At 60.4% G+C, this 24,835-nt stretch carries 23 protein-coding genes and 1 tRNA gene; 8 read left to right on the forward strand and 16 right to left on the reverse strand.

Translation table 11 applies throughout. The features are described from left to right. Positions 1-23: 23 nt before the first annotated feature. Positions 24-869 (forward strand): endonuclease/exonuclease/phosphatase family protein, encoded by an 846-nt coding sequence (locus AC5YUO_RS10055; RefSeq protein WP_400819800.1) that lies wholly within the window; start codon positions 24-26, stop codon positions 867-869. A gap of 48 nt (positions 870-917) precedes the next feature. Here AC5YUO_RS10055 and AC5YUO_RS10060 read toward each other — a convergent pair whose 3' ends face one another. From AC5YUO_RS10060 to AC5YUO_RS10075, 4 genes are all read right to left on the reverse strand, one after another. Further along, complete coding sequence (locus AC5YUO_RS10060) at positions 918-1,121, reverse strand: hypothetical protein (RefSeq protein ID WP_400819802.1); 204 nt, start codon at positions 1,119-1,121, stop codon at positions 918-920. A 290-nt stretch (positions 1,122-1,411) separates the two neighbouring features. Next, positions 1,412-4,606, reverse strand: coding sequence for an efflux RND transporter permease subunit (locus AC5YUO_RS10065; RefSeq protein ID WP_496153203.1), 3,195 nt, complete (start codon positions 4,604-4,606; stop codon positions 1,412-1,414). 131 nt (positions 4,607-4,737) lie between these two features. Beyond that, complete coding sequence (locus AC5YUO_RS10070; protein ID WP_003522618.1) at positions 4,738-5,928, reverse strand: efflux RND transporter periplasmic adaptor subunit; 1,191 nt, start codon at positions 5,926-5,928, stop codon at positions 4,738-4,740. Between the two features lie 57 nt (positions 5,929-5,985). Further along, a complete protein-coding gene (locus AC5YUO_RS10075; protein ID WP_400819807.1) occupies positions 5,986-6,792 on the reverse strand; it encodes an alpha/beta hydrolase fold domain-containing protein in 807 nt (268 codons plus the stop codon). Positions 6,793-7,040: 248 nt separating this feature from the next. Here AC5YUO_RS10075 and AC5YUO_RS10080 point away from each other — a divergent pair, with 248 nt between their 5' ends. Continuing rightward, positions 7,041-7,940 (forward strand): LysR family transcriptional regulator, encoded by a 900-nt coding sequence (locus AC5YUO_RS10080; protein WP_400819809.1) that lies wholly within the window; start codon positions 7,041-7,043, stop codon positions 7,938-7,940. Positions 7,941-7,964: 24 nt separating this feature from the next. Here the strand turns inward: AC5YUO_RS10080 and AC5YUO_RS10085 are convergent, their stop codons facing one another. Beyond that, positions 7,965-8,864: a LysR family transcriptional regulator gene (locus tag AC5YUO_RS10085; RefSeq protein ID WP_496153204.1), complete on the reverse strand. Its 900-nt coding sequence runs from the start codon at positions 8,862-8,864 to the stop codon at positions 7,965-7,967. A 221-nt stretch (positions 8,865-9,085) separates the two neighbouring features. Between AC5YUO_RS10085 and AC5YUO_RS10090 the strand changes: the two genes are divergently transcribed. Beyond that, positions 9,086-10,267 (forward strand): MFS transporter, encoded by a 1,182-nt coding sequence (locus AC5YUO_RS10090; protein WP_496153205.1) that lies wholly within the window; start codon positions 9,086-9,088, stop codon positions 10,265-10,267. A gap of 59 nt (positions 10,268-10,326) precedes the next feature. Then, positions 10,327-11,160, forward strand: a complete 834-nt coding sequence (locus AC5YUO_RS10095) for an aldo/keto reductase (RefSeq protein WP_496153206.1) — start codon at positions 10,327-10,329, stop codon at positions 11,158-11,160. Positions 11,161-11,310: 150 nt separating this feature from the next. Here AC5YUO_RS10095 and AC5YUO_RS10100 read toward each other — a convergent pair. Beyond that, positions 11,311-11,385, reverse strand: a tRNA-Gly gene (locus tag AC5YUO_RS10100). 387 nt (positions 11,386-11,772) lie between these two features. On the opposite strand from AC5YUO_RS10100, the gene AC5YUO_RS10105 reads away from it, so the two are divergent. Then, a complete protein-coding gene (locus tag AC5YUO_RS10105; protein WP_004443464.1) occupies positions 11,773-11,994 on the forward strand; it encodes a hypothetical protein in 222 nt (73 codons plus the stop codon). Between the two features lie 76 nt (positions 11,995-12,070). On the opposite strand, the gene dps is transcribed toward AC5YUO_RS10105, so the two are convergent. From dps to AC5YUO_RS10150, 9 genes are all read right to left on the reverse strand, one after another. Then, positions 12,071-12,559, reverse strand: coding sequence for a DNA starvation/stationary phase protection protein Dps (dps, locus tag AC5YUO_RS10110; RefSeq protein ID WP_400819817.1), 489 nt, complete (start codon positions 12,557-12,559; stop codon positions 12,071-12,073). A gap of 122 nt (positions 12,560-12,681) precedes the next feature. Continuing rightward, positions 12,682-13,440, reverse strand: a complete 759-nt coding sequence (locus AC5YUO_RS10115; RefSeq protein ID WP_496153207.1) for an iron ABC transporter ATP-binding protein — start codon at positions 13,438-13,440, stop codon at positions 12,682-12,684. After that, positions 13,437-14,405, reverse strand: a complete 969-nt coding sequence (locus AC5YUO_RS10120; protein ID WP_496153208.1) for an iron chelate uptake ABC transporter family permease subunit — start codon at positions 14,403-14,405, stop codon at positions 13,437-13,439. The genes AC5YUO_RS10115 and AC5YUO_RS10120 overlap by 4 nt, the downstream gene beginning before the upstream one ends. Continuing rightward, positions 14,398-15,363, reverse strand: coding sequence for an ABC transporter permease (locus AC5YUO_RS10125; RefSeq protein ID WP_496153209.1), 966 nt, complete (start codon positions 15,361-15,363; stop codon positions 14,398-14,400). Before AC5YUO_RS10125 ends, AC5YUO_RS10120 begins: the two co-directional genes overlap by 8 nt. A 217-nt stretch (positions 15,364-15,580) precedes the next feature. Beyond that, positions 15,581-16,519 (reverse strand): siderophore ABC transporter substrate-binding protein, encoded by a 939-nt coding sequence (locus AC5YUO_RS10130; protein WP_496153210.1) that lies wholly within the window; start codon positions 16,517-16,519, stop codon positions 15,581-15,583. A 321-nt stretch (positions 16,520-16,840) separates the two neighbouring features. Then, positions 16,841-17,098: a hypothetical protein gene (locus tag AC5YUO_RS10135; RefSeq protein ID WP_496153211.1), complete on the reverse strand. Its 258-nt coding sequence runs from the start codon at positions 17,096-17,098 to the stop codon at positions 16,841-16,843. 127 nt (positions 17,099-17,225) lie between these two features. Continuing rightward, complete coding sequence (locus AC5YUO_RS10140; RefSeq protein WP_020809148.1) at positions 17,226-18,743, reverse strand: tripartite tricarboxylate transporter permease; 1,518 nt, start codon at positions 18,741-18,743, stop codon at positions 17,226-17,228. A 106-nt stretch (positions 18,744-18,849) separates the two neighbouring features. Next, a complete protein-coding gene (locus AC5YUO_RS10145; protein ID WP_496153212.1) occupies positions 18,850-19,344 on the reverse strand; it encodes a tripartite tricarboxylate transporter TctB family protein in 495 nt (164 codons plus the stop codon). Next, complete coding sequence (locus tag AC5YUO_RS10150; protein WP_400819835.1) at positions 19,341-20,285, reverse strand: Bug family tripartite tricarboxylate transporter substrate binding protein; 945 nt, start codon at positions 20,283-20,285, stop codon at positions 19,341-19,343. The genes AC5YUO_RS10145 and AC5YUO_RS10150 overlap by 4 nt, the downstream gene beginning before the upstream one ends. Before the next feature lie 362 nt (positions 20,286-20,647). Here AC5YUO_RS10150 and AC5YUO_RS10155 point away from each other — a divergent pair, with 362 nt between their 5' ends. Further along, positions 20,648-21,478, forward strand: coding sequence for a hypothetical protein (locus tag AC5YUO_RS10155; RefSeq protein ID WP_496153213.1), 831 nt, complete (start codon positions 20,648-20,650; stop codon positions 21,476-21,478). A gap of 15 nt (positions 21,479-21,493) precedes the next feature. Here the strand turns inward: AC5YUO_RS10155 and AC5YUO_RS10160 are convergent, their stop codons facing one another. Next, positions 21,494-22,573, reverse strand: coding sequence for an ABC transporter substrate-binding protein (locus tag AC5YUO_RS10160; RefSeq protein ID WP_496154839.1), 1,080 nt, complete (start codon positions 22,571-22,573; stop codon positions 21,494-21,496). A gap of 185 nt (positions 22,574-22,758) precedes the next feature. Between AC5YUO_RS10160 and AC5YUO_RS10165 the strand changes: the two genes are divergently transcribed. Both AC5YUO_RS10165 and AC5YUO_RS10170 read left to right on the forward strand, forming a co-directional pair. Beyond that, on the forward strand, positions 22,759-23,439 hold the full coding sequence (locus AC5YUO_RS10165) for a response regulator (RefSeq protein WP_003491888.1): 681 nt from the start codon (positions 22,759-22,761) through the stop codon (positions 23,437-23,439). Continuing rightward, positions 23,436-24,830, forward strand: a complete 1,395-nt coding sequence (locus AC5YUO_RS10170; protein WP_496153214.1) for a sensor histidine kinase — start codon at positions 23,436-23,438, stop codon at positions 24,828-24,830. Before AC5YUO_RS10165 ends, AC5YUO_RS10170 begins: the two co-directional genes overlap by 4 nt. Positions 24,831-24,835 lie beyond the last annotated feature (5 nt).

Genomic DNA, 24,835 nt, shown 5'->3' on the forward strand with positions numbered 1-24,835 from the left:
CGCGAGACCGGAGGCATAAACGCGTGAAAAAGAACGGTTTGCTGGATGATGAAAAAACGGCCTTGACGAAAAACACCAGCCTGTCCGCCTTCGTCATGCAGTCTTTGCGCGACCGTCGCCAGCGCCAGAATGCGGCGCCAGCGACGAAAGACCATTCCCACCCCGTCATCGCCTCCTACAATGTGCATAAATGCGTCGGCCGCGACCGCAAGTTCGATCCTGACCGCACCAGCCGCGTCATTCAGGAAATCGGTGCCGATATCATTGCCCTGCAGGAGGCGGACAGCCGTTTTGGCGAGCGGACAGGCCTGCTCGATCTCGCCCGGCTGGAACGGGAAAGCGGCCTTGTTCCCGTGCCGGTGCAGGCCGGCGTGAAGGCGCATGGCTGGCATGGCAATGTCGTGCTGTTCAAGGAAGGGGCGGTCAGGGATGTGCATACGCTGAAATTGCCGGGGCTGGAGCCGCGCGGCGCGCTCGTCGTGGAGCTGGATCTGAAACGCGGCGGCACGCTCAGGGTTATCGCCGCCCATTTCGGGCTTCTCCGACATTCCCGCGCCCAGCAGGCGAAAGCATTGATCGGCCTTCTGGAAGCACGCAATGAATGCGCGACCATTCTCATGGGGGACCTGAATGAATGGCGTCTCGGCAACGGCTCGTCGCTCAATACGTTCCGGGATGCTTTCGGCGGCCTGCCGCCGGCAGTGCCGAGTTTTCCGTCCAACCTGCCGGTGCTGGCGCTCGACAGGATCATCGCCAATCGTGAAGGGCTGATCGAGCAGGTGGAGGCCCATGACAGCGCGCTGGCGCGCATCGCCTCGGACCACCTGCCGCTGAAAGCCGCGATCCGGACCGACCTGCTTCCGGCCTGATCCTGCTGCGGCACGGTGTGCCGCGAGCAAAGGTGAAGGCGGGCCGGCTTAAACCCGTTGCGCCGCCGTCATGTGACTGCGCGAGCGTGCTTCCAGCAAGGATGTGCGAATGGCTTCCATCAGCCGCTCGCGATTGTTTCTGGTCTTGCCTCTGTCGAGATTTTGCGCGGAAAGCGCGAGATCAAGACCCTCATGCATCACTATCGAATAGGCAACGATCGTTGCCCAGTTTTCGTAGTCCTGCTCCATCATGTCGCCCCTGAACTAAATCATTTAGTCCGAATCACCCTGTTCTTGGGAATTTACCACAAAATACAAAGCATAAAATAGCATCGTTTCTTGCCGTTCTGTCGAGCTGGTGCGGATATATTGATTTTTGACAGGTTCAATGCGGGACAATATAGGTGATTTTTTCACTTAAGCATTTGAAACTGATTCTATTTCAGTGGAGTCGCATAGACGTTTCTACCATGAAAAACGCCGCGCATCTGATGATGCGCGGCGGGCTTGCTTTGAAGGTCGCGGTGGATGGGAGTGTGGTCTCAGCCGGCCTTTTCGAGCTTGTAGTCCGAATTGGCCGGTTCTTCCTGCTTGTGCTGGATGAGCGGGCGGTTGCCCGCCAGCCTGCGCACCAGCACATAGAAAACCGGTGTCATGAAGATGCCGAAGAAGGTTACGCCGATCATGCCGGAGAACACCGCGACACCCATGGCGGCGCGCATTTCAGCGCCCGCACCGGTGGAGATGACCAGCGGTACCACGCCCATGATGAAGGCGAGCGAGGTCATCAGGATCGGGCGAAGGCGAAGCCGGCTTGCCTCGATGGCCGCCTGAAGCGGCGTTCGTCCTTCAAATTCCAGCTCCCGGGCGAATTCCACGATCAGGATCGCGTTCTTCGCCGAAAGACCCACAAGGACGACAAGGCCGATCTGCGTAAAGATGTTGTTGTCCCCTCCTGTCAGCCAGACGCCTGTGAGGGCCGCAAGTACACCGAGCGGGACGATCAGGATGATCGCGATCGGCAAAGTGAGGCTTTCATATTGCGCAGCGAGCACGAGATAGACGAGCAGCAGCGCCAGCGGGAAGACCACGATGCTGGAGTTGCCGGCCAGAATCTGCTGATAGGTTAGGTCCGTCCATTCGTAATCGACGCCGGCGGGCAGGGTTTCGGCGAGGATTTTTTCAATCGCCGCCTGTGCCTGTCCCGAGGAGAAGCCCGGTGCCGGTCCGCCGTTGATATCGGCCGCAAGGAAGCCGTTATAGCGGTTGGTACGTTCCGGTCCCGTCGTCGCATCCACCTTCAAGAGCGTCGAGAGCGGGATCATCTGACCCGTTGCCGAACGCACCTTCAGGCGGCCGATATCTTCCGCATGGGCGCGGAACTGCGAATCTGCCTGTACCCGAACGCTGTATGTCCGTCCGAAGGCATTGAAGTCGTTGACATAGAGCGAGCCGAGATAGATCTGCAGCGTCTGGAAGACGTCGCTGACGGAGACACCCAGCTGCTCGGCCTTGGCGCGGTCGAGATCAGCGAAGAGCTGCGGCACGTTGATCTGGTAGCTGGAGAAGATGCCCGCCAGCTCCGGTGTCTGATAGGCCTTGCCGATCACCGCTTTCGTTGCTTCATCCAGCGTCTGGTAGCCGTAGCCGGCGCGGTCTTCGATCTGCAGCTTGAAGCCGCCCGTCTGGCCGAGACCGTTGACCGGCGGCGGTGGGAACATGGCGATGAAGGCATCCTGAATGCCGGCAAATTTCTGGTTCAGCTGCATGGCGATAGCGCCACCGGAGAGTTCCGGTGTCTTGCGCTTTTCGAAGTCATCGAGAACCGCAAAGACGATGCCGGAATTGGAGCCAATGGTGAAGCCGTTGATCGACAGGCCGGGGAAGGCGATGGCATGGCTCACACCCGGGGTTTCCAGGGCGATGTCGCTCATGCGCTTGATGACGTTTTCCGTGCGGTCAAGCGTTGCGCCATCCGGGAGCTGGGCAAAACCGATCAGGTACTGCTTGTCCTGCGCCGGCACGAAGCCGCTCGGCACCGTCGTGAACATGCCGTAGGTGGCCGCCACCAGCGCCATATAGACGATCATGACAAGGCTCTTGCGCGTCACCAGCCCGCCGACGGTCTTGCCGTAGCCGTTCGAGGCGGCGCCGAAGGCACGGTTGAAGCCGCGGAAGAACCAGCCGAGGATTTTGTCCATGAAGCGGGTCAGCCAGTCTTTCGGCGCGCCGTGTTCCTTCAGCAGCAGGGCCGCAAGGGCGGGCGATAGCGTCAGCGAGTTGATCGCCGAAATGACGGTGGAGATGGCGATCGTCAGCGCGAACTGCCGGTAGAACTGACCCGACAGGCCGGAGATGAAGGCGAGCGGCACGAAGACGGCGACCAGAACCAGCGCGATGGCGATGATCGGGCCGGACACTTCGCGCATGGCCTTATAGGTGGCGTCACGCGGCGAGAGTCCGTTTTCAATGTTTCGCTCGACATTTTCGACGACCACGATCGCGTCATCCACCACGATACCGATGGCCAGCACAAGGCCGAACAGGGTCAAGGCGTTGATGGAGAATCCGAAGGCATACATGACGGCGAAGGTGCCGATGATCGAGACCGGAACGGCGATCAGCGGAATGATCGAAGCGCGCCAGGTCTGCAGGAACAGGATGACGACGAGTACCACGAGGCCAACGGCCTCGAGGAGTGTGTCAACGACCTTCTCGATGGAGGAGCGCACGAATTTCGTCGTATCGTAGACGATCTCGTATTTCACACCGTCAGGCATTGCCAGCTGCAGATTGTCCATCGTGGCGCGGACATTGTCTGCGATTTCGATGGCGTTGGAGCCGGGGGCCTGAAGCACGGCGACAGCCACGGCGGGTTCGCCGTCGAGCAGCGAGCGCAGCGTGTAATCGGCCGCACCCAGTTCGATGCGGGCGACATCGCGCAGGCGAGTGATTTCGCCGTTGGCGCCGCTTTTGACGATGATGTTGCCGAACTCTTCCGGCGTCGTCAGACGGCCCTGCGCATTGACGTTGAGCTGCAGGTCGACACCATTAGGGCTTGGTGAAGCGCCGATGACGCCGGCTGCGGCCTGCACGTTCTGCTGGCGGATGGCGTCGGAGACGTCGCTGGCGGCCAGATCATGCTCTGCCACCTTCTGCGGGTCGAGCCAGACGCGCATGGAATAGTCACCGGCGCCGAAGACCTGCACCTGGCCAACGCCTTCGATACGGGCGAGGCGATCCTTGACGTTCAGCGTCGCGTAGTTACGCAGATAGGTGATGTCATAGGCGTCGGTCTTCGAGACGAGGTTGACGACCATGATGAAGTCGGGCGAGCTTTTGACTGTCGTGATGCCGAGTGCGCGGACTTCCGCCGGCAGGCGCGGTTCGGCCTGCGACACGCGGTTCTGCACCAGCTGCTGCGCCTTATCGGGATCGGTGCCGAGCTTGAAGGTGACGGTCAGCGTCAGCACGCCGTCAGAGGTTGCCTGGCTGCCCATATAAAGCATGTCCTCGACGCCGTTGATCTGTTCTTCCAGCGGTGTCGCGACGGTTTCGGCAATAACGGTCGGGTTCGCACCGGGATAGGTGGCGCGCACGACGACGGACGGCGGAACGACTTCGGGATATTCCGAAATCGGCAGGGCGCGCATGCCGAGAAGGCCTGCCACCACGATCAGGATCGACAACACGCCGGCGAATACCGGCCGGTCGACAAAAAATCTGGAAATATTCATATCCAGTCCCTCTCCGGGTCTTTGGGAATGCGAAGGCCGTTCCGGCGGCAATTCTGCCGCCGGTGAAGGCCGGTTCTGTCTGAAGGGGCGTCTCGCGAAAGGGCGGGACGCTTACTGATCAAAGAGGCTGATTACTGCGAGGCAGCAACCTTGTCTTCCGCCTGCGGTGCGATGGTGGCACCGGGGCGAATGCGCTGCAGTCCGTTGACGACGATCGTATCACCGGCGGCAAGGCCGCTTTCGATGATGCGCTGGCCATCAGCCGGTGCGCCCGGCTTGATCTGGCGGTAGCTTACCTTGTTTTCGGCATCGACCACGAAGACGAAACGCTTGTCCTGATCCGTGCCGATGGCGCGGTCGCTGATGACGATACGGTTTTCCGGCTTCGGTTCGCCCATGCGCACCCGCACGAACTGGCCTGGGATCAGCCTGCCATCCGGATTTTCGAAGACGGCGCGGACACCGATGGTGCCGCTTGCCGAATCCACCTGGTTGTCGATCAGGTGCAGCGTGCCCTTGATCGGCGTACCTTCATCCGAAAGCGTGCCGATTTCGACCGGGATCTGTTCGAGAGCCGGCAGGGCGCCGTCCGTCTGCGGCAGTTCGGCAAGGGCCTTGGCCACCACGCCTTCGCTGGCATTGAAGCTGGCATAGATCGGGTTGACCGATACCAGTGTCGTCAGCGCCGGCGATGTGGAGCCGGCGGCGACGAGGTTGCCGGCGGTGATTTCGATGCGGCCTACGCGGCCGGAAACCGGGGCGAGGATTTCGGTATAACCAAGATCGAGCTGGGCCGTGGTCAGTGCGGCGCGGGCGGCGCGAAGCTGGGCTTCTGCATCCGCAAACGAGCTTTGACGCTGGTCGAGATCGCTCTGGGAGATGGTGCGATTATCGGAAAGCCGGCGGCCACGGTCGAGTTCCGTCTTTGCAAGGCTGACCTTGGCTTCGGCGGAAGCGACCTGACCCTCAGCGCCGGCAACGGCGGCCTGATAGGGGGCGGGATCGATGGTGAAGAGGGGGTCGCCTTCCTTCACCAGCGCGCCTTCACGGAAATGCACGGCCTTGATCTGGCCGGCGACACGGGAGCGGATCTGCACCCGGTCAACGGCTTCGAGACGGCCGGAAAATTCTTCCCAGCGCATGACGTCGCGGCTTTCCACCTTGGCGACGGTGACCGGGATAGCCGGCGTTTCGGCAGGCGTGGAAGCGGCCGTGGCGTCGCGGCTGGTGGGGAGGTCGAAAAACAGTGCTGCGGCTGCAACGGACATAGCAAGCCCGATACCGGCGCCCGTCAGGGCCCGGCGCTTTGTGTTCAGCGTCATGGGTTTCTCCTTGGCTCCCCGATCGGGAGCAGGTCGTTCATAAATAAATGCGAATTTTCAGTGTCTCAACTGGTCAACGAAGGTCTTGAACTCCGAACAGACGGATGAGACCCATCCGCCGCCCTCTCCTTGATAAAGCCCCGTCCAGCCGACGCCGGCGGGGAAAACATGGCTCCGGACGCTGACACCGGAGGCGATGAGCCTGTCGGCATAACCGACCGTTTCGTCGCGCAGAGGGTCGTCCTCGGCGGTAAAGATCAGCGCCGGCGCCACCCGGTTCAGCCGCGTGCACTGGCAGGGCGCGGCATAGGGGTGGAAAAACCCGCACGCCTTGGCAAGGTAATGGCTCCAGCCATCGGCCCAGCGCTGGCGCATGCCGATCCTGTCCGCGTCGCGGAAGGATTCCGTCGTCATCATCGGGTCGATCATGGGCGACAGAAGAATCTGGCCTGCGAGTTTGCCCGGCATGCGGTCACGGGCCTTCAAGGCAAGCCCCGCCGCCACATTGCCGCCAGCCTCTTCGCCGGCCACGAACAGCAGCGATTTCGCGCCGCCATAATGCTTGCGGTCCCGGCTCAGATGATCGAGCGCCTCATAGGCGCAGTCGATGACCATCGGAAACTCGTTGCCGGACGGCTTGCTGTAATCGGCTTCCACGACCACCGCGCCGCTTTCCGCAAGCGCGCGGGCCACCGGAAGCTCGGGGCAATTGCCGCCCGGCTCGATACCGGGTTCCAGAAACGATCCGCCGCGCAGATAAAGCACGACAGGCGGATGGCTGCAGAGACAGGACCCTTCATAACGGCGCACGGAGAGCTTCGACGCGGACGTCTCGCTACCCATATTTTCCCAATGCGCGTTCATGACTCCAGATCCTTTGCGCCACCACTTAAAGCGTGTTGCGATCCTTCGGATACGCTCCTGCGCTTTAAGTTTTTATCTTGCCACATGTCGTAACCGCAAAACTGCAACGCGCTTTTGCGCGACATGCTTGAGGTGGATCATATTGCAAAATCTGAAATCCATATTATTGTTCGGATCGAAACGATCAAGCATGCAAATTTGAAAACACTATTCCGAAATCACGGATAATAATATCTTCGAGGCAGTGAATGGACCAGCTCTCCGCCATGCGGGTTTTTACGCGGGTCGTGGAAACCGGCAATTTCAGCCGCGCTGCCACCGCGCTGAACATGCCGAAAACCACGGTTACCAATATGGTGCAGGCGCTCGAGGCGCATTTGCAGACCACGCTTCTCAACCGCACCACGCGGCGGGTGATGCTGACGACGGACGGCGCTCTCTATTATGAGCGGGCATCACAAATTTTATCGGAAATCGAAGAGTTGGACGGCAGTATGTCCAGCGCGCAGGTGCAGCCCTCCGGCCGGTTGCGGGTGGAAATGGCCGGTGTTTTTGCGGACCTGGTGGTTATCCCACATCTTTGCGAATTTTACCAGCGTTATCCGCAAATCCGTCTCGACCTCGGCGTCGGCGACCGTCTGGTCGACTATATAGCGGAGAATGTCGACTGTGCGCTCCGGGTCGGCGTGCTGCGCGATCAGTCGCTCATTGCCCGTAAAGTCGGTGAACTCCGGTTCGAGACCTTCGCCTCGCCCTTCTATATCGAAAATTTCGGCATGCCGCGCGAACCGGAGGATCTGGAGAAGGATCATTATTCGGTCGGCTATCTCAATGCCACCACCGGCCAGATCATGCCGGCCTCCTTTGACAACGGCGTGCGCAGCGTCGAACTGACCCCGAATTATGTCGTCTCGGTCAATGACAGCCGCACCTATCTCAATGCGGCTCTGGCCGGCATGGGCATCGTGCAACTGCCCGTCTTCATGGTGAAGGATGCGCTCTCGCGCGGAGAGCTGGTGCCGGTGCTCTCCGAATGGCGGCGCGAGGCCATGCCGATCTATGTGGTTTATCCGCAGACCCGGCATGTGACCAACAAGGTCCGCGTTTTTGTCGACTGGCTGGCGAAGCTTGTGCACGGGCTGGTGTGAGGCGACCAAACACTTCCGGCGCAATCACCGTCCGACCCTTGCGGCGACGAAATCGATGAAGGCGCGCACACGCGCGGCCAGATGCTCGTGGCCGGCATAAACGGCGTGGATCACCTCCATGTCCTCGGCATTGTAGTCCTCAAGGACAGGAACGAGCAGGCCGGCCTCGATATCCGGTTCGATATGAAATTCCCCGACCCTTCCCAGTCCGAGACCCGTCAGGCAGAGCCTGCGCATGGCCATGCCGCTATTGACGGAGGCATTGCCGGTGATGGGGAGGCGGTAAATCTCGGCCGAACCGGGGTCGCGGAAAGGCCATTCGTTCAAACTGCGGCTGAAATTGAAGCTCAGGCAATTGTGACGGGTCAGATCCTGCGGTGTTTCCGGCATGCCGTGTTTTTCGATATAGGCGGGGGAGGCGACGATGACCCGGCGGACCTCTTTCAGCTTTCGCGCCTTCAGCGATGAATCGCCCATCGCGCCCGAGCGGATGGCAATATCGGTGCGTTCCTCGATCAGGCTGATGACGCCGTCGGTCAGCGAGATATCCAGTTCGATTTCCGGATAAAGCGACAGAAATTCCGGCGCGAGCGGCAGGAGATAACGTTCGCCGAAGCCCAGCGTGGCGTTGATGCGCAAAAGGCCGCGCGGCACCACCTTGCCGCCGCTTGCCACGATCTGCTCGGTCTCGGTTATGTCGGCGAGAATGCGCCTTGCCCGCGCAAGATAGACTTCGCCCTCCGGTGTGAGCGTGACAAGCCGGGTGGAGCGGGCCAGCAGCCGGGTGCCGAGGCGGTCTTCGATACGTGTGACAAGCTTGCTCACCGCCGAGGGTGAAAGCTTCAGCCTGCGCCCGGCGGCGGAAAAGCTGCCGAGTTCCGCCGCCGCCACGAAGACTTCCATTTCTCCGGCCCTGTTGTCCATCGCCGCACCACCTGTGAAATCAATTCAAAGGTATTTATCCGATCTTGCCGATTATCATGCAAGTCCCCTTCGCCCATATTGCGTCCATAGATTTGATCCAACCGGACAGCATCGCTGTCCAAATGATCTAACCCCACAGCATCGCTGTCCAAATGATCCAAACCGACAGCGTCGCTGTCCAGAACGCCCGCGATCCCGCTCCGGGCGGAGAGGTACTCATCATGCCATTGGCCATATTTGCCCTGACGATCGCGGCCTATGCGATCGGAACAACGGAATTCGTCATTGTCGGCCTGCTGCCGACGGTGGCGACCGATCTTCACATCACCCTGCCGCTTGCCGGCCTTATCGTCAGCGTCTACGCGCTGGGCGTCACTTTCGGTGCGCCGATCCTGACGGCGCTGACGGGCAGGATCGAAAGAAAGCCGCTGCTGCTTGGCCTGATGGCCCTGTTCATCATCGGCAACAGCGCCGCGGCACTGTCACCCAGCTATGAGATGCTGCTCGTCGCCCGCGTCATCGCCGCCTTTGCCCACGGCGTCTTCTTCTCGGTCGGCTCCACGATCGCCGCCGATCTCGTGCCGGAAAACCGCCGCGCCTCGGCCATTGCCATGATGTTCATGGGGCTGACGGTCGCCATCGTCACCGGCGTTCCGCTCGGTACCTATATCGGGCAGGTCTTCGGCTGGCGTGCGACCTTCTGGGCCGTTGCCGCCCTTGGCGTCATCGCCTTCCTGGGCATCGCCACGCTTCTGCCGAACACGCTCAAGAAGGCGCCGCCGGCGAGCCTCTTCGATCAGGTCCGGGTTCTCGGTTCCGGCCGGCTGCTTATCGTTTTCGCCATGACCGCGCTCGGTTACGGCGGCACCTTCGTCGCCTTCACCTTCCTTGCGCCGATCCTGCAGGATGTCACCGGCTTTTCGGAAAAGAGCGTCAGCCTGATCCTCGTGCTTTACGGCATCGCCATTGCCGCCGGCAATATTGGCGGCGGCAGGATCGCCAACCATAACCCGGCCAGGGCGCTGATCGGCCTCTTCCTGGCGCAGGCCATCGTACTGCTCGTCTTTTCCTTCACCGCCTTCTCGCCGGTGCTGACGCTCATCACGCTTGCCGCGCTCGGCTTCCTGTCCTTCGCCAATGTTCCCGGCCTGCAGCTTTATGTGGTGCAGCTCGCCAAGGAACATCGCCCCGGCGCCGTTGATGTCGCCTCGGCGCTCAACATCGCTGCCTTCAACCTCGGCATCGCCATCGGCGCATGGCTCGGCGGTCTGGTGGTGGAATCGCCGATGGGTCTTGCCGCAACCCCGTGGGTTGGCGCCATCCTCGTCGCCGTCGCCCTGCTCTTGACGCTCTGGAGCAGCGCGCTCGACCGCCGCGCCGCGCTGACGCTGAAAACCGCCTGAGCCTTCATAAATCCCCGGCCGCTCCCAAGCCGGCCGGGCAACCTCAAAGGAGAAAATATATGTTTGATGTCACCGCAAATGGCGCTTCGATCCCGGCACTCGGTTTCGGCACGTTTCGCATCCCCGGTCCCGATGTGCTGCGCATCGTTCCCCATGCGCTGAAGGCTGGTTTCCGCCATGTCGATACCGCCCAGATTTATGGCAACGAAGCCGAAGTCGGTGAAGCCATCGCTGCTTCGGGCGTGGCGCGCGGCGATGTGTTTCTCACCACCAAGGTCTGGGTCGAAAACTACAGGCACGATGCCTTTCTCGCCTCCGTCGATGAGAGCCTGAAAAAGCTGAAGACCGATTATGTCGATCTGCTGCTTCTGCATTGGCCGAACGAGGCGGTTTCGCTTGCCGAACAGATCGGCGCGTTGAACGCGGTGAAGGAAGCCGGCAAGGTCCGCCATATCGGCGTTTCCAATTTCAGCACGGCGTTGATGGCAGAAGCGGTGAAGCTTTCCCGGGCACCGATCGTGACCAACCAGATCGAATACCACCCCTATATCGATCAGGACGTGGTTATCGCCGCTGCCAAAGCTGCCGGCATGTCGGTGACGGGTTATTACGGCATGGCCGATGGCAAGGTGTTTACCGATCCGGTGCTGAAAGAGATTGCCGCAGGCTGTGGCAAATCGGTGGCGCAGGTGGTTCTGCGCTGGCTGGTGCAGCAGCAGGATGTCGTTGCCCTTTCGAAAACGGTCAGCGAAGCCCGCGTCGATGAAAATCTCGCCATCTTCGATTTCGAGCTTTCAGCCGATGAAATGGCGGCGATCCGTTCGCTCGCCACACCCGATGGCCGCATCGTCTCGCCGGAGGGGCTTGCGCCCGTCTGGGACCAGGCTGCCTGATGACAAAGACCGGGGAGGGAATGCTCTTCCCGGTTTCCCGATGCGTGGAAAAGCCTCGTGCATTCTGCACGGCGACGCGTTTTACAGCCCGCAGAAACGACGGGGCTCCCATCGCGGGCGGTGAAAACCTATCTGCCTGATCTGGAAATTTGGAGCGGGCGAAGGGATTTGAACCCTCGACCCCAACCTTGGCAAGGTTGTGCTCTACCCCTGAGCTACACCCGCTCAAATCCACCGGTCCGGGGTAGTTCGCTGAACCGTGGGCCGCCGAAGCGGCGACGGGTGCTATATCGCTCAATCGTTTTTGGAATGCAACAGTTTCTTTTGCGGTTTCGGTGGAAATCCACCTGCCTGCGGATTTATCCGAAATCTGGCGGGCATCACGGGCGGGAGCGCCGGAGGGATTTCTGCTGAACATATTGTTTCAGCTGGTTTTTATGGCTCTCTCGCCGGGAGGGCAGCCAGCGGGCAGGCCAGAAAATAACCTATTTACATTTGGTTAAAATCTGATTCGACAAGTGATTCGTTCGGGTGTACAAATTCCCTGTCCACGAAAAAATCGAAACGATATTGGGAACGATACTTGGCATATCATCATCGGGAGGATGAGCCTTGTCGTACGCAGCTTTTGAAAGAGTTGGCGCACAATTGTCGCCAGAGCAGATCACCGATCTACAGAATATTTTCGATGGCGTATGTTTCGAGTGCCTTCAAGATCGCAGCAGCCATGTTGCCAATGAGTGCGCAGCGGTTCTGATCCGCAGCGCCCAGCGCGGTATTCTCGACCATGAAATGTTGCGCGATATAGGACTTGCGGTCTTACGTCGGCATTGATTTGCGCCATTCCGTTAAAAAAGCGCCCGGGGCATCTCGGGCGCTTTGCTGTTTGTGAGGCGAGAACCGTTTCCGCTCAGTTCTTTTCCTGCACATGCGCTTCGAGGAACCAGAGCGACTTGTCGAGATCGCGCGAGGCGGCGGTGAAGATGTCAGCCGTCGTCGGGTCGCCGGCCTCGTCGGAATCGTCGATTGCCTTGCGGATCATGTTGGCGACCTCGCCATAACGTTCGATCAGGGCGTCGAGATGGTCGTGGATCTTATAGATATCGGTGGGATAGGCCTTGAGCTTCGTCGTCGAGGAGACGGATTGCAGGCTGCCGAGCGCCGTGCCGCCAAGCTGCACGACACGCTCGGCGATCGTGTCGCCGTGATTGTCGAGTTGCGTGCGGAACGTGTCGAGAAGTTCATGCACGGCGATGAATTGCGGGCCCTTGAGGTTCCAGTGCGCCTGCTTGGTGACGAGCGCAAGGTCGATCACCGAGGCCAGCGATTCGTTCAGAATGCCGATCACGGTCGACTTGGCGTTGGAAGGCAGGTCGTTCTTCGTCTTGTGCGTCTTCATCGATGTCTCCTGAAGTTGCGGACGGAATGCCGCTTTGGAAAAGTCCGTCGTTTAACGTCCGGGCCTGTGGCCCTGTTCCATGTTAGGCAACATGACAGCGAAAATCCTGCACAATCATCATGTCATTCGTAAAACAGGCAGATGCGCCGGCCGTCTATCTCATTGACGCGGATCGGCATGTCATAGATGTCCTCAAGAATTTCCGGACGGATGATCTCCTCCGCCCGCCCCTGATGGCAGATGCGGCCCTCGCGCATGGCGATGATGGTATCGGAATACCAGGAAGCGAAGTTGATGTCGTGCAGCACCAGAACCACGGTCTTCTTCAGCTCGCCGGCGGCGCGGCGCATGATCTTCATCATGCTGGAAGCATGTTTCATGTCGAGATTGTTGAGCGGTTCATCGAGCAGCACATAATCCGTGTCCTGACACAGCACCATGGCCACGAAGGCGCGCTGGCGCTGGCCGCCGGAAAGCTCGTCGAGAAAACGGCCGGCAAGGGGTTCGAGATGCAGATATTCCAGCGCCCGGTCGATATGGACCTTGTCCTCGATGGTGGGGCGGCCCTTCGAATAGGGATAGCGGCCGAAACCGACGAGGTCCCGAACCGTCAGGCGTGAGGAGATATGGTTGTCCTGCCGCAATATGGAGAGCCGCTTCGCCAGCGTATCGGAAGGGGTTTTCGTAACATCCAGACCGTCCACCGTCACGGTTCCGGCGTCCATCGACATCAGCCTTGCGACAATGGAAAGCAGCGTCGATTTTCCCGCCCCGTTCGGCCCGATGATGGAGGTGACGCCGCCTGCCGGAATGGAGACGGAGACGCCGTCGACCACGAGGCTGTCGCCATAGGATTTGCTGATCTGACTGGCGATGATCATCGCGCACCTCGCTTCAGAATAAGACCGATAAAGACGATGCCGCCGAGAAATTCGATGATGATCGAGAGCGCCGTATCGAAGGCGAAAATCCGCTCCAGCACCACCTGCCCGCCGACAAGGCAGATCACGGCAATGAGGATCGCCGCCGGCAGCACATAGGCGTGTTTGCCGTTGCCGGTGAGATAATGGGCAAGGGCGGCGACCAAGAGACCGAAGAACATGACTGGCCCGACCAGCGCGGTTGAGACGGCGACGAGCACCGAGACCAGCACGAGGATGATGGTGACCGTGCGTTTGTATTCGACCCCGAGGCTGATGGCCGTTGCCCTGCCGAGCGAGAGAACGTCGAGCGTGTGCATCAGGCGCAATCCGATGATGGTCACCACGCCGATGATGATGGCGGAAACGGCAAGAAGGGTGGGATCGATGGAGTTGAAGCTGGCGAAGAGCACATCCTGCAGCACCGTATATTCATTGGGGTCCAGCACGCGCTGCATGAAGCCCGAAAGGCTGCGGAAGAAGATGCCAAAGACGATGCCGACCAGCACCAGCAGATGCAGGCTGCGTTCCGCGCCGACGAAAAGCCAGCGGTAGAGCAAAGCGGAGAAGGCGACGAGCAGGGCGGTCTCGGCGAGAAACTTCACCTGCGGATCGATCATGACGACGGTGGCCGAACCGAAGACGAAGATCAGCCCGGTCTGCATCAGCACGTAGAGCGAATCGAAACCCATCACCGACGGGGTGAGGATGCGATTGTTGGTGACCGTCTGAAACAGCACGGTGGAGACGGCGATGGCATAGGCCACCAGCAGCAGCGACAGAAGCTTGATGCCGCGAAAGGGCAGCACGAAACTCCAGCTGCCCTTTGCGCCAAGTGTCATGAAGGCGGCCATGGAGATGAGTGCGAATGCCGCAAGCACGATAAGAACGGTTTTTGCGCGCCGGTCGGGATGTCTCTCATGCATGGTGGCGTTTCCGCAGCAGGAGATAGAGGAACAGCGCGCTGCCGATGACGCCGACCACGGTTCCGATCGGTATTTCGTAAGGCGCGCGCACGGTGCGGCCGATGATGTCGCAGGAGAGGACAAAGACCGCACCGAGTGTTGCCACCCAGGGCACCGAGCGGCGCATATTGTCGCCGATCATCAGGCTGACGACGTTCGGCACGATCAGGCCGAGAAAGGGGATCATGCCGACCGTGACGACCACGACGGCGCTGACCAGCGAAACGATGGTGAGGCCGAGCGCCATGACGCGGCGATAATTGAGGCCGAGATTGGTGGTGAAATCGCGGCCCATGCCGGCCACGGTAAACCGGTCGGCGGCGAGGTAGGCGGCGATGGCCAGGATGAAACCGACCCACAGCAATTCATAACGGCCGCGCAGCACGCCGGAAAAATCCCCGGTCATCCATGCGCCGAGCGATTGCAGGAGATCGAAACGATAGGCAAAGAACGTGGTGACCGCGGAAATGACGCCGCCCAGCATGATGCCGATCAGCGGCACCAGCAGCACGTCGCGCAGCGGCACTTGCCGCAGGATCCGCAGGAACAGCGCGGTGCCTGCGAGCGCGAAGACGGCGGCCACCAGCATCTTGCCGAAGATCGGCGTGTCGGGTGCGAGAAGCGTGATGGCCAGAAGGCCGAGGCCGGCGGATTCGGTCGTGCCCGCCGTCGAAGGCTCCACGAAGCGGTTGCGCACCAGCATCTGCATGATGAGACCGGCAATCGCCATCGAGCTGCCGGCCAATATCAGCGCCAGCGTGCGCGGTATGCGGCTGACCAGCAACACCCGCAGCGCATCCGTGCTGGTGTCCGGTGCGAAGAGCGTGGCCAGTGAGACGTTGCTGACGCCGACGAACAGGCTGGTGACGGCGAGCAGCAGAGCCAGAAGAAGGGCAAGGATGAGAGACAGGGATTTCACGTCGATGGTGTTTCGAAAATGGCAGAGGTTTTCAGCGATCCTGCAGCTTGCCGGGAGAGCGCCAAACTTTCCACCGTCATCCTCGGGCTTGGCCCGAGGATCCACAGGCTGTTGTCAACGATCGATCCCCGGGTCAAGCCCGAGGATGACGTCGCGTGTGGAGCAGCCTCCGAGAGCGCGTGTGAAGCAGCTTTCACAAGCTGATGCCCTGCGGTCTTTAAGACTTCTTCTCGGAGACGGCCTTGTAGACCTGATCGAGCAAAGTGGTGAGCGCGGTATAACCGCTGCTGACGATATAGGCCGCCTGCGGATCGAGATAGACGATCTGCTTTTTCTTCCAGGCATTGGTCTGGTGCACCAGCTCGTTGTCCAGCACCTGCGCGGCCGCCTTGCCGGGGTCGGTGGCGCGGCCGATGCCGGCGTCGCGGTCGATCACGAACAGCCATTCGGGATTGACCTCGGCGAGATATTCGAAGGAGACAACATCGCCGCGGTCGAAGCGGTCATCAATATCTGCGGCAACCGGCTTGAAACCGATTTCGGTGTGCAGCCAGCCGGTGCGCGAGCTCGGGCCATAAACGCCGACCTTGCCGGCATTGGTGACGAGGATCATCGCCGTACCGGAATTGGGTGCGATTTCCTTCAGCTTCGCCACCTTTTCATCGATCGCGGCATCGAGCTTCTTGGCTTCCTCCTGCTTGCCGAAGATATCGCCGAGCTTGGTGATGTTGGCCTTGACGCTTGCGATGAACTCCTTGGAATCGACCGACATGTCGATGGCCGGCGTGATCTTCGCGACATCGGGATATTTCGCCCGCGAGCGGCCGCCGACGATGACGAGATCGGCTTCCGCCGCATTGATCGCCTCATAGTCGGGTTCGAACAGCGTACCGACCTTCAGATATTTGCCATCGGCATATTTCTGCAGATAGGTCGGCAGGTTGGAGCCGACGACACCGGCGGGTTCGACGCCCAGCGCATCGAGATTGTCGAGCGAGGGAATATCGAGAACCAGAACCTTCTTCGGCGCCGCCTTCAGCACGGTCTCGCCCTGCGCGTGCTTGATCGTCATTTCCTCAGCGCTCGCAGTCATCGCGCCGAGGCTGAAGGCCGCTGCCGCCAGCAGCCGAACGGGGAAGGTGAAGTTGATGGCCACTTATATGTCCCTTGCACTATGTTCAAAGCCGGCGGGAGGTTGTTCCGCCGGGTTAACTTGATGTTGGTGATCAGCTTTATTGGCAAGGTCGGCGGAAATCAAAATTATGTTTTAGAACGGTTCTGAATTGCGGTGAGCGGGAAATGTGCAGCGCAGGAAGCAGACCCCCATTCGTCATTCCGGCCTTGAGCCGGAATCCAGCCGACGCGCGTCTGCGCGGCGATGAGGGTCCAGCCAGCCCAAGGACTTGGGCTGGCTGGATGCCGGATCAAGGCCGGCATGACGGGGTCTCAATGGCAGCAACAGGGAAACAGGCTTCCCTCAATCCGGTGGCCAGTCGCCGACGATGTCGCGCCTCTCCAGCTTCAGCGACCGATCCGGTTGGATACGGTAGGTCTCGATTGCCAGCCGCCCGTCTCCCATCACGAATTCGTTGCTGAGCGTGCTGCCGATGGGGGATTTGGTCAGTTTGGTGCGGGGCTGTCCGCCATAGGTGATGCTGCCGGGAATGGGCTCGACATCGGGGGCGGTGGTGCAGCCGGTAAGCGCCAGAACCATCATGATCGCGATCGTGCGCATGTTTTTCTCCTGCGGTTGGCGCAATTCTATCATGGGCGTGCGCGCATCACACATCCCGTTGGCGTGAATAAAAAAGGCCCCGCATCCGAAGATACGGGGCCAGTTGCCTTGGGAGGTTCCTGGTTTCTCAGTCCTCGTTGGCGGCAAGCTGGGTCAGCACTTCGCCACGGCCGCGGATACGCATGATCAGCGGAATGATGAAGGCGGCGGCCGCAACGATGAACAGGCCAACGGCGATCGGCGAGGTGAACAGCACCGTCGGGTCGCCCTGGCCGATGGCGAGCGCGCGGCGCAGCTGCTGTTCGGCAAGCGGGCCAAGGATGAGGCCGACGACCGCAGGCGCAATCGGATAACCGAAGATACGCATGATGTAGCCGAGGATACCGAAGGCGAGCAGCATGCCGAGTTCGAACACCGACGGGTTGGCGCCGATGGTGCCGAGTGTCGCAAACAGCAGGATGCCGGCATAAAGCCATGGCTTCGGAATGGTCAGCAGCTTCACCCACAGGCCGACGAGCGGCAGGTTGAGCACCAGCAGCATCAGGTTGGCGATGAACAGGCTGGCGATCAGGCCCCAGACGAGCTGCGGATTGGTGGCGAACAGCAGCGGGCCGGGCTGCAGGCCATATTGCTGGAAGCCGGCGAGCATGATGGCGGCGGTTGCCGTCGTCGGCAGGCCGAGCGTCAGCAGTGGCACCAGCGTGCCGGCGGCAGACGCATTGTTGGCGGCTTCCGGACCGGCGACGCCTTCGATGGCGCCATGGCCGAATTCTTCCGGATATTTGGTCAGCTTCTTTTCGGTGGCATAGGACAGGAAGGTGCCGATTTCAGCACCGCCTGCCGGCATGGCGCCGATGGGGAAGCCGATCAGCGTGCCGCGCAGCCAGGCTTTCCAGGAGCGTGCCCAGTCCTGCGCGCTCATCCAGACCGAGCCTTTCACGGCTTCGACCTTGTCCGGGCCGGTGCTGCCCTGCGCGACGATGAACAGCGTCTCGCCAATGGCGAACATGGCCACCGCAAGCGTCGTCACTTCCACACCGTCGAGCAGATCGGGAATGCCGAAGCTCATGCGGGTCTGGCCGGTCAGCTGGTCGATGCCGACGATGGCAAGCGCAAAACCGATGAACAGCGAGGTGAGGCCACGCAGTGCCGAATCCCCGAAAGCGGAGGAAACGGTGACGAAGGCGAGAACCATCAGCGCGAAATATTCACGCGGGCCGAAGACCAGCGCCAGCTTGACGATATAGGGCGCGATGAAGGCGAGCGCGATGGTGGCGATGAGGCCGGCGACAAAGGAACCGATGGCGGCGGTGGCGAGCGCCGGACCGCCTCTGCCCTTGCGGGCCATCTTGTTGCCTTCGAGTGCGGTGACGATCGAGGCGCTTTCACCCGGCGTGTTGAGCAGGATCGAGGTGGTCGAGCCGCCATACATGCCGCCGTAATAGATACCGGCGAACATGATGAGTGAACCGGCGGGGTCGAGCCTGTAGGTGACGGGCAGAAGCAGCGCCACCGTCAGCGCAGGCCCGATGCCGGGCAGAACGCCGACAGCGGTGCCGAGCGTGACGCCGATCAGCGCATAGAGCAGGTTCATGGGTTGGGCGGCAACCTCAAGACCGTGCAGCAGGAATTCAAAGGTACTCATGGACAGATGTCCCCCAAGTGGACCCGATGGGCGGGCGGAACGGCTGGCGTATGCGTCATCGCGCGCCTGCGGTTTCCTGTGATCTCGAATTTGGTCGGAATGGCTGTTAGAACAACAGCCGTTCCAGAGGCCCGGCGGGCAGCGAAAGCTGCAGCAGCCGCGCGAAGATGAACCAGATGAAGAAGCTGAGCGCGATGCCGATGGGGATCGAATACCAGAGCTTGCGTTTGCCGAAGGCACGCGCCGTAAAGGCGAAAAGCAGGCCGGTGGCGATGGAGAAACCGGCCACATTCAGCAGCAGCATCTGCGCGGCAAGGCCGGCGACGACCCAGATGACCGGGGCGATTTCCTGCTTGTCGCGTTCGGGAAAATCACCGCGCCAGGCCTCGATGGCCGTCCAGAGCGCCAGGCCGACAAGACAGAAGCCGATGGCGTAAGGCACCGTTGCCGGGCCGACCGGCGAATAACCGGTGACGCTGGCGAGACGGGCGCTGTCCCAGAAGATCACGCAGGCGATGAGGACGAGGAAGACGGCGATCGCCAGCGCCGCCCAGTCAGGGCGGCGCTTTTGATGCTCTAAAGGGTTGGAACCCTGACTCATTTTACCAGTCCGATGTCTTTGAGGATGGCGGCGGTAGCGTCGGTATCCTTGGCAAGCTGCGCCTTGAAGTCGTCACCGGCGAGATAGGTATCCATCCAGCTCTTGGTCTTCAGGGTTTCCTGCCACTTGGCGGATTTCACCAGCTTTTCGATGTCGGCATTAACGGCCTTTTCCTGTTCCGGCGTCAGGCCGGGAGGAGCGGCGACCATGCGCCAGTTCTGGACGACGACATCGAGACCGCTTTCCTTGAGTGTCGGGGCATCGACGCCTTCCAGCTTCTCTTCGCTGGAAACGGCGAGCAGACGCAGCGTGCCGGCCTTTACCTGGCTTTCAAATTCGCCATAGCTCGAAATACCGGCCGTAACCTGCGAGCCGAGGATCGAGGCAAGCGCTTCGCCGCCGCCGGAATAGGCGATGTAGTTGATCTTGGTCGGATCGACGCCGGCCGCCTTGGCAATCAGGCCAACGGCGATATGGTCGGTGCCGCCGGCAGAGCCGCCGCCCCAGGACACGCTGCCCGGGTCCTTCTTCAGCTGGTCGACGAGGTCGCCGATGGTCTTCAGCGGCGAGGATGCCGGAACGACGATGGCTTCATATTCGCCGGTCAGGCGGGCGATCGGCGTTACTTCCTTGAGGGTGACGGGCGCATTGTTGGTGAGGATCGCGCCGACCATCACGTAGCCGCCGACGATGAGGGCGTTCGGGTTGCCCTTCTGCTGGCTGGCGAACTGCGCAAGACCGATGGTGCCGCCGGCGCCCGGTACGTTCTGCACCTGAACGCTCTTGGAAATGCCTTCTTCCTGCAGCACGGTCTGCAGGGAACGCGCGGTCTGGTCCCAGCCGCCGCCGGGATTGGCCGGCGCGATGATGGTGTAGTCCGCCGCAACGGCCGGAAGAGCGATCACGCCCGCCAGAAATGTGCCGATAAGAAAATGCTTCACTTGGAAAACCCTCCTCAGGATGCCCTTTTGGGCGTCGTTTTTCGTTTATGCGGAAGGGATTTCAGACGCAGCCGTACCGGCGCTGAAAACTCAGCGTGGAGCCTTGGCAATCGTCCTGGATTTCCTCCCGCATCTTCTTCCGCCTCCACGGAATGAAGAAGGATTGCAGAGCATCACAAAAAGCTGTCATCTAACTGACGCTACGCAAGTCCTTGCACATTTACTCTCTATTAATTTCCGCCGGGCGTCTACTGCGGCGTGTGTGGGCGATTTACCGCGGGGGGCCGCTTCCCTTATTCTGTGTTTGTTACAGGGAGAGATGGATCGGATTTGCTGGTCAGCGTCATAATGGATTGGAACAAATGGAGACTGTAGTTATTGGAATAATCAATTGTCCGAATTGCGGTGGGATCGTTCGTTTTGAACGCCCGGCTCCCAAAGCTGCCGGCTCGCAATATGTCAACGAGATTGAAGCAACTTCAACGCTACATGAGAAATGCGGAAATTGCGGAAGCATAAGAGACATTGAAATTACTGGTAATATTGGTGGTTTTAAAATGCGAATACTTCCAAGTGGTTCGCTTCAACCAGTCCCACACGACGTGAAGTACATTAGCAGCTTCAACTCCGCCAATCGCGGCTTGGAATCATATTATCATGCGCTGCAAAGTCTTGAGACCGTTATAAAGTCGCTTTCTCATGTCTCCATTCCTATGCTGCATCGAATGTACTTGATGCAGGCGTTCTCGAATTTTGAAGCTTTTTTGTATGACAGCCTGGACGATTTTGTGACCCACTACCCTCCCGCAAGACTGGCGCTAGCTGAGAATATAGATGCACTAAAAGAAAAGAAATTTTCACTTTATCAAATAGAGAAGTCTCCACAGCTCGTTTTCGAAACTTTGCAGGAACATTTGAAGTCCGTATCTTTCCATAATTTTGACCGTGCTAATTCGCTTTTCTTTCATGCTATGGGGATAGGCATCTTACCAACTGATCGAAACGACAAAGCTTTCCTTTTTAAAATGTTAAGTGTCCGTCACGACTGCGTGCACCGAAATGGGCTAACTCAAGAAGGGCAACCAATTGAGGATCCGCTGCCTCACATATCTAGGCTTTTGCAGGTATTTTCCGATATTGCGCAACGTGTGCAGAGCAGGATCGCCGAACTCAACCCAACTGCAATGGGCTGAAGACCATCGGGGAAACTATTGCGAGCGCAGCGCCTCGTTCCAGCGCTCGATCAGCCGGCTGCGCTTGACCTGGTCCAGATAGACCATAAGCCCGGGACTGACGGGGACGGGACGCAATTGCGCGCCGTGGATGGCCTGCATGGTGTTGGCGGTGTTCTCCCCCGCCACTTCCGGGCTGACGGCGGGAATCTGCAATTGTCGGGCCATGATCGTCTGGCCCTCCTTGGACATGAAGAATTCAAGATAACGGCGGCCGAGCGCCGGGTTGGCGGCGGCTTCCGGCACCAGCCCGATACGTGACATGACGACGGTATAATCCTTCGGCAGCACGATGCCGACATCGGGGTGGCGCGAGGCCCAGTCCGCCGCATAGGAGCCGAGAATATTGTAACCCAGCACGAAGCGCCCGTCGGACACGCGCTCCAGAATGGCCGAGGAGGTGGAATAGACCTTCACGCCCGCCGCGCCCATGGCCTTGATGACGCTCCAAATATCGCCGAACTGCTCCTGATCGCGCGACATGAACAGGAAGCCGACACCGGAACGCTCGATGTCATAGGTGGCGATGCGGCCATGCACCTCCTTTGCGTGACGTTCGAGATAATCGACGAATTCGGCGCGGGTGGCCGGTGGTTTTTCCGCGGTGAAACTCGGTTTGTGATAAACGAAGACCGCCGGCTCGAAGGTCAGCGCGTAAGCCGTGTTGCGCCAGTTCGCCCAGGCCGGCCAGCGGGCGCTCATGGCGAGATCCGAGCGCTGCGCGTAACCGTCATTGCTCAGCTTCACCTGCAGGTCCATGGCCGAGGAAAAGGCGAAATCGGCGGTCTTTTTGCCGGCGTCGGTTTCTTTCACGATGCGGTCGTAAATCTCGCCCGTCAGCATATCCTCATAATGGACGGCGATATCGGGATTGGCCTTCTGAAAACCCTCGATCATCGGCGTCGCCAGCGGTTCATCCAGCGAGGAATAGACCACCAGTGTTTCGGCATCCGCCTTACCTGACGGGGCGGGAAAAACGGCCACCTGCGCAAGCGCGGGTAAGGCCATGCAAAGACAGAGGCAAAGAAGAAGGCAGATACGCATGGAAAAGATCATGCCGCAGGCGCTTGCCATTCACAAGCGCCGGAGCGGGATTGCGAAAAGTGTCAGCGGTTTTCGTTTCAAATCCCGCTCCAATTTTATAAGCCGGATCACGCTTCAAGTCATAAGTTTATCAAGCTTATGACTTGAAGCGTGATCGGCGGCTTGGTTAAACTTGCGCATGCTGCGGGAGGGAAGATTTGCGTATTTTGCTGGTCGAGGACAATCAGGTGCTGTCGGAAGGGCTGTCGGCGCTGCTGCGCGGCAGCGGTTATGCGGTGGACGTGGTTTCCGATGGCGCTTCCGCCGATGCGGCGATTGCGGCTGAAAGTTTCGATCTGGTCATTCTCGATCTCAACCTGCCGGAGATGGACGGCATCGAGGTGCTGCGCTCCATGCGTTCGCGCCAGGACAAGGCGGCGGTGCTGATCCTGACGGCGCGCGGCACGCCGGAGGAAAAGGTCAAGGGGCTCGATCTCGGCGCTGACGACTATATGATCAAGCCCTTCGATATCACCGAATTCGAGGCAAGGGTGCGGGTGCTGCTGCGCCGCAATGCCGGGCTGCGCTCCTCCGCCCTCAGTTTCGGCAAGGTGCTGTTCGATCTCAATTCCCGCACCTTTTCGGCGGATGGGCGCCCGCTCGATATTCCCGCGCGCGAGGTGGCGCTGCTCGAAGTGCTGTTCATGCGGGCCGGCAAGGTCGTCGCCAAGGAAGCCATCGTCCAGTCGCTGACAGGCTTCGACGACGATATTTCCGCCAATGCCATCGAGCAATATGTCAGCCGCCTGCGCAAACGGCTCGCTCCCCACGGGCTGACGGTGAAGACGGCGCGCGGTATCGGTTATTATCTCGAAAAGCTGCCGGAGATGGCTGAATGAGACAGGCCGCCTATTCGCTCAGGCGGCGACTTTTAGGCTGGCTTCTCATTTCCACCGCCATCATCGGCTGTGTCGCGCTTACCGATACTTGGCGCGAGGCGGTCAGTACCGCCAATGTCGTCTCCGACCGGGTGCTTTCAGGTTCGGCGCTCGCCATTGCCGAGCGGGTGGTGGTGGCCGAGGATGGCTCGCTGGAAGTCGACATTCCCTATGTGGCGCTGGAAATGCTGACATCGGCCGCACAGGACCGTGTGTTTTACCGGGTCGACGGGCCAAACGGGCAATTCCTCACCGGCTACCAGAACCTGCCGACGGTTGCGAACCCGGCGGGCGATATGCCCGTCTATCGCGATGCCGTGTTCCGCGATGAACCGATCCGCATCGCCGCCATCAGGCGTTTTGCCTCGACCGGCATCAATTCCGTGCCTTTTTCCGTCACGGTGGCCGAAACCACCATCGCCCGCAGCCAGCTGGCGCAGGCGATCATCCTGCGCTCCGCGCTGCGCCTGCTTCTGATGATCGTGGGCGCGGCGATCATCGTCTGGATCGCGGTGACGATTTCGCTCAGACCGCTTTATCGGCTCAGCGAAGCGATCGCCGAGCGAAGCCCGAACGATCTGCACCCCATCCGCCAATCCGTGCCGGTGGAGGTGGAAAATCTGGTGGAGACGGTCAATTCCTTCATGGTGCGGCTGCAATCGGCGCTCGATGCGCTCCGGCATTTCACCGGCAATGCCAGCCACCAGCTGCGCACGCCGCTTGCCATCATCAGCACCCAGCTTGCGCTTTCCGCCCGTGCCGCAAGTCTTGAGGAGGCGCAGGCGGCGGCGCTGAAGGGCGGCGCTTCGGTGGCGCATGCCGAACATATCCTCGCCCAGCTCTTGCGCATGGCCAATATCGATGCGGCAGGCTCCAGCGAGAAACATGATTTTTCCGCGGTCGACCTCGTGGCCGTGGCGCAGAATGTGACGGCCGATTTCGTGCCACGGGCGGCGGAGGCCGGTATCGATCTCGGTTTCGAAGGCGAGGGCGAGGCGATCATTCTCGCCGAGCCGCTTTTGATCGGCGAGCTGATCGGCAATCTCGTTTCCAATGCCATCAACTATGCCGGGCGCGGCGCGGAAGTCACCGTGCGCGTCGGCAAGGAGACGGGCGCCGTCTGGCTGGAAGTGGAAGATAACGGCCCCGGCATCCCCCCGGAAAAACGCGCCATGGTGCGCCAGCGCTTCGCCCGCGGCGAAGCCAACACAGCCCCCGGCGCCGGCCTCGGCCTTGCCATCATCGAGGAGATTGCCGGGCTGTTCGGGGGGCTGCTTACGCTGGAGGATGGCGCGGACGGGCGTGGGCTGAGGGCGCGGGTGGTGTTTGGTGGGGCGGCAAAGGCGTCGTAGACTGC

The organism is Agrobacterium sp. LEGMi-208b, from assembly GCF_059511785.1.

Bases quoted from the DNA above. Each gene is read 5' to 3' on its own strand.
- AC5YUO_RS10060 (WP_400819802.1), bottom strand. From the start codon at position 1,121: ATGATGGAGCAGGACTACGAAAACTGGGCAACGATCGTTGCCTATTCG.
- AC5YUO_RS10075 (WP_400819807.1), bottom strand. From the start codon at position 6,792: ATGAACGCGCATTGGGAAAATATGGGTAGCGAGACGTCCGCGTCGAAG.
- AC5YUO_RS10095 (WP_496153206.1), top strand. From the start codon at position 10,327: ATGTTTGATGTCACCGCAAATGGCGCTTCGATCCCGGCACTCGGTTTC.
- AC5YUO_RS10170 (WP_496153214.1), top strand. From the start codon at position 23,436: ATGAGACAGGCCGCCTATTCGCTCAGGCGGCGACTTTTAGGCTGGCTT.
- AC5YUO_RS10120 (WP_496153208.1), bottom strand. From the start codon at position 14,405: ATGCATGAGAGACATCCCGACCGGCGCGCAAAAACCGTTCTTATCGTG.
- AC5YUO_RS10135 (WP_496153211.1), bottom strand. From the start codon at position 17,098: ATGCGCACGATCGCGATCATGATGGTTCTGGCGCTTACCGGCTGCACC.
- AC5YUO_RS10140 (WP_020809148.1), bottom strand. From the start codon at position 18,743: ATGAGTACCTTTGAATTCCTGCTGCACGGTCTTGAGGTTGCCGCCCAA.
- AC5YUO_RS10090 (WP_496153205.1), top strand. From the start codon at position 9,086: ATGCCATTGGCCATATTTGCCCTGACGATCGCGGCCTATGCGATCGGA.
- AC5YUO_RS10070 (WP_003522618.1), bottom strand. From the start codon at position 5,928: ATGACGCTGAACACAAAGCGCCGGGCCCTGACGGGCGCCGGTATCGGG.
- AC5YUO_RS10155 (WP_496153213.1), top strand. From the start codon at position 20,648: ATGGAGACTGTAGTTATTGGAATAATCAATTGTCCGAATTGCGGTGGG.
- AC5YUO_RS10080 (WP_400819809.1), top strand. From the start codon at position 7,041: ATGGACCAGCTCTCCGCCATGCGGGTTTTTACGCGGGTCGTGGAAACC.
- dps (WP_400819817.1), bottom strand. From the start codon at position 12,559: ATGAAGACGCACAAGACGAAGAACGACCTGCCTTCCAACGCCAAGTCG.
- AC5YUO_RS10085 (WP_496153204.1), bottom strand. From the start codon at position 8,864: ATGGACAACAGGGCCGGAGAAATGGAAGTCTTCGTGGCGGCGGCGGAA.
- AC5YUO_RS10160 (WP_496154839.1), bottom strand. From the start codon at position 22,573: ATGATCTTTTCCATGCGTATCTGCCTTCTTCTTTGCCTCTGTCTTTGC.
- AC5YUO_RS10115 (WP_496153207.1), bottom strand. From the start codon at position 13,440: ATGATCATCGCCAGTCAGATCAGCAAATCCTATGGCGACAGCCTCGTG.
- AC5YUO_RS10145 (WP_496153212.1), bottom strand. From the start codon at position 19,344: ATGAGTCAGGGTTCCAACCCTTTAGAGCATCAAAAGCGCCGCCCTGAC.
- AC5YUO_RS10065 (WP_496153203.1), bottom strand. From the start codon at position 4,606: ATGAATATTTCCAGATTTTTTGTCGACCGGCCGGTATTCGCCGGCGTG.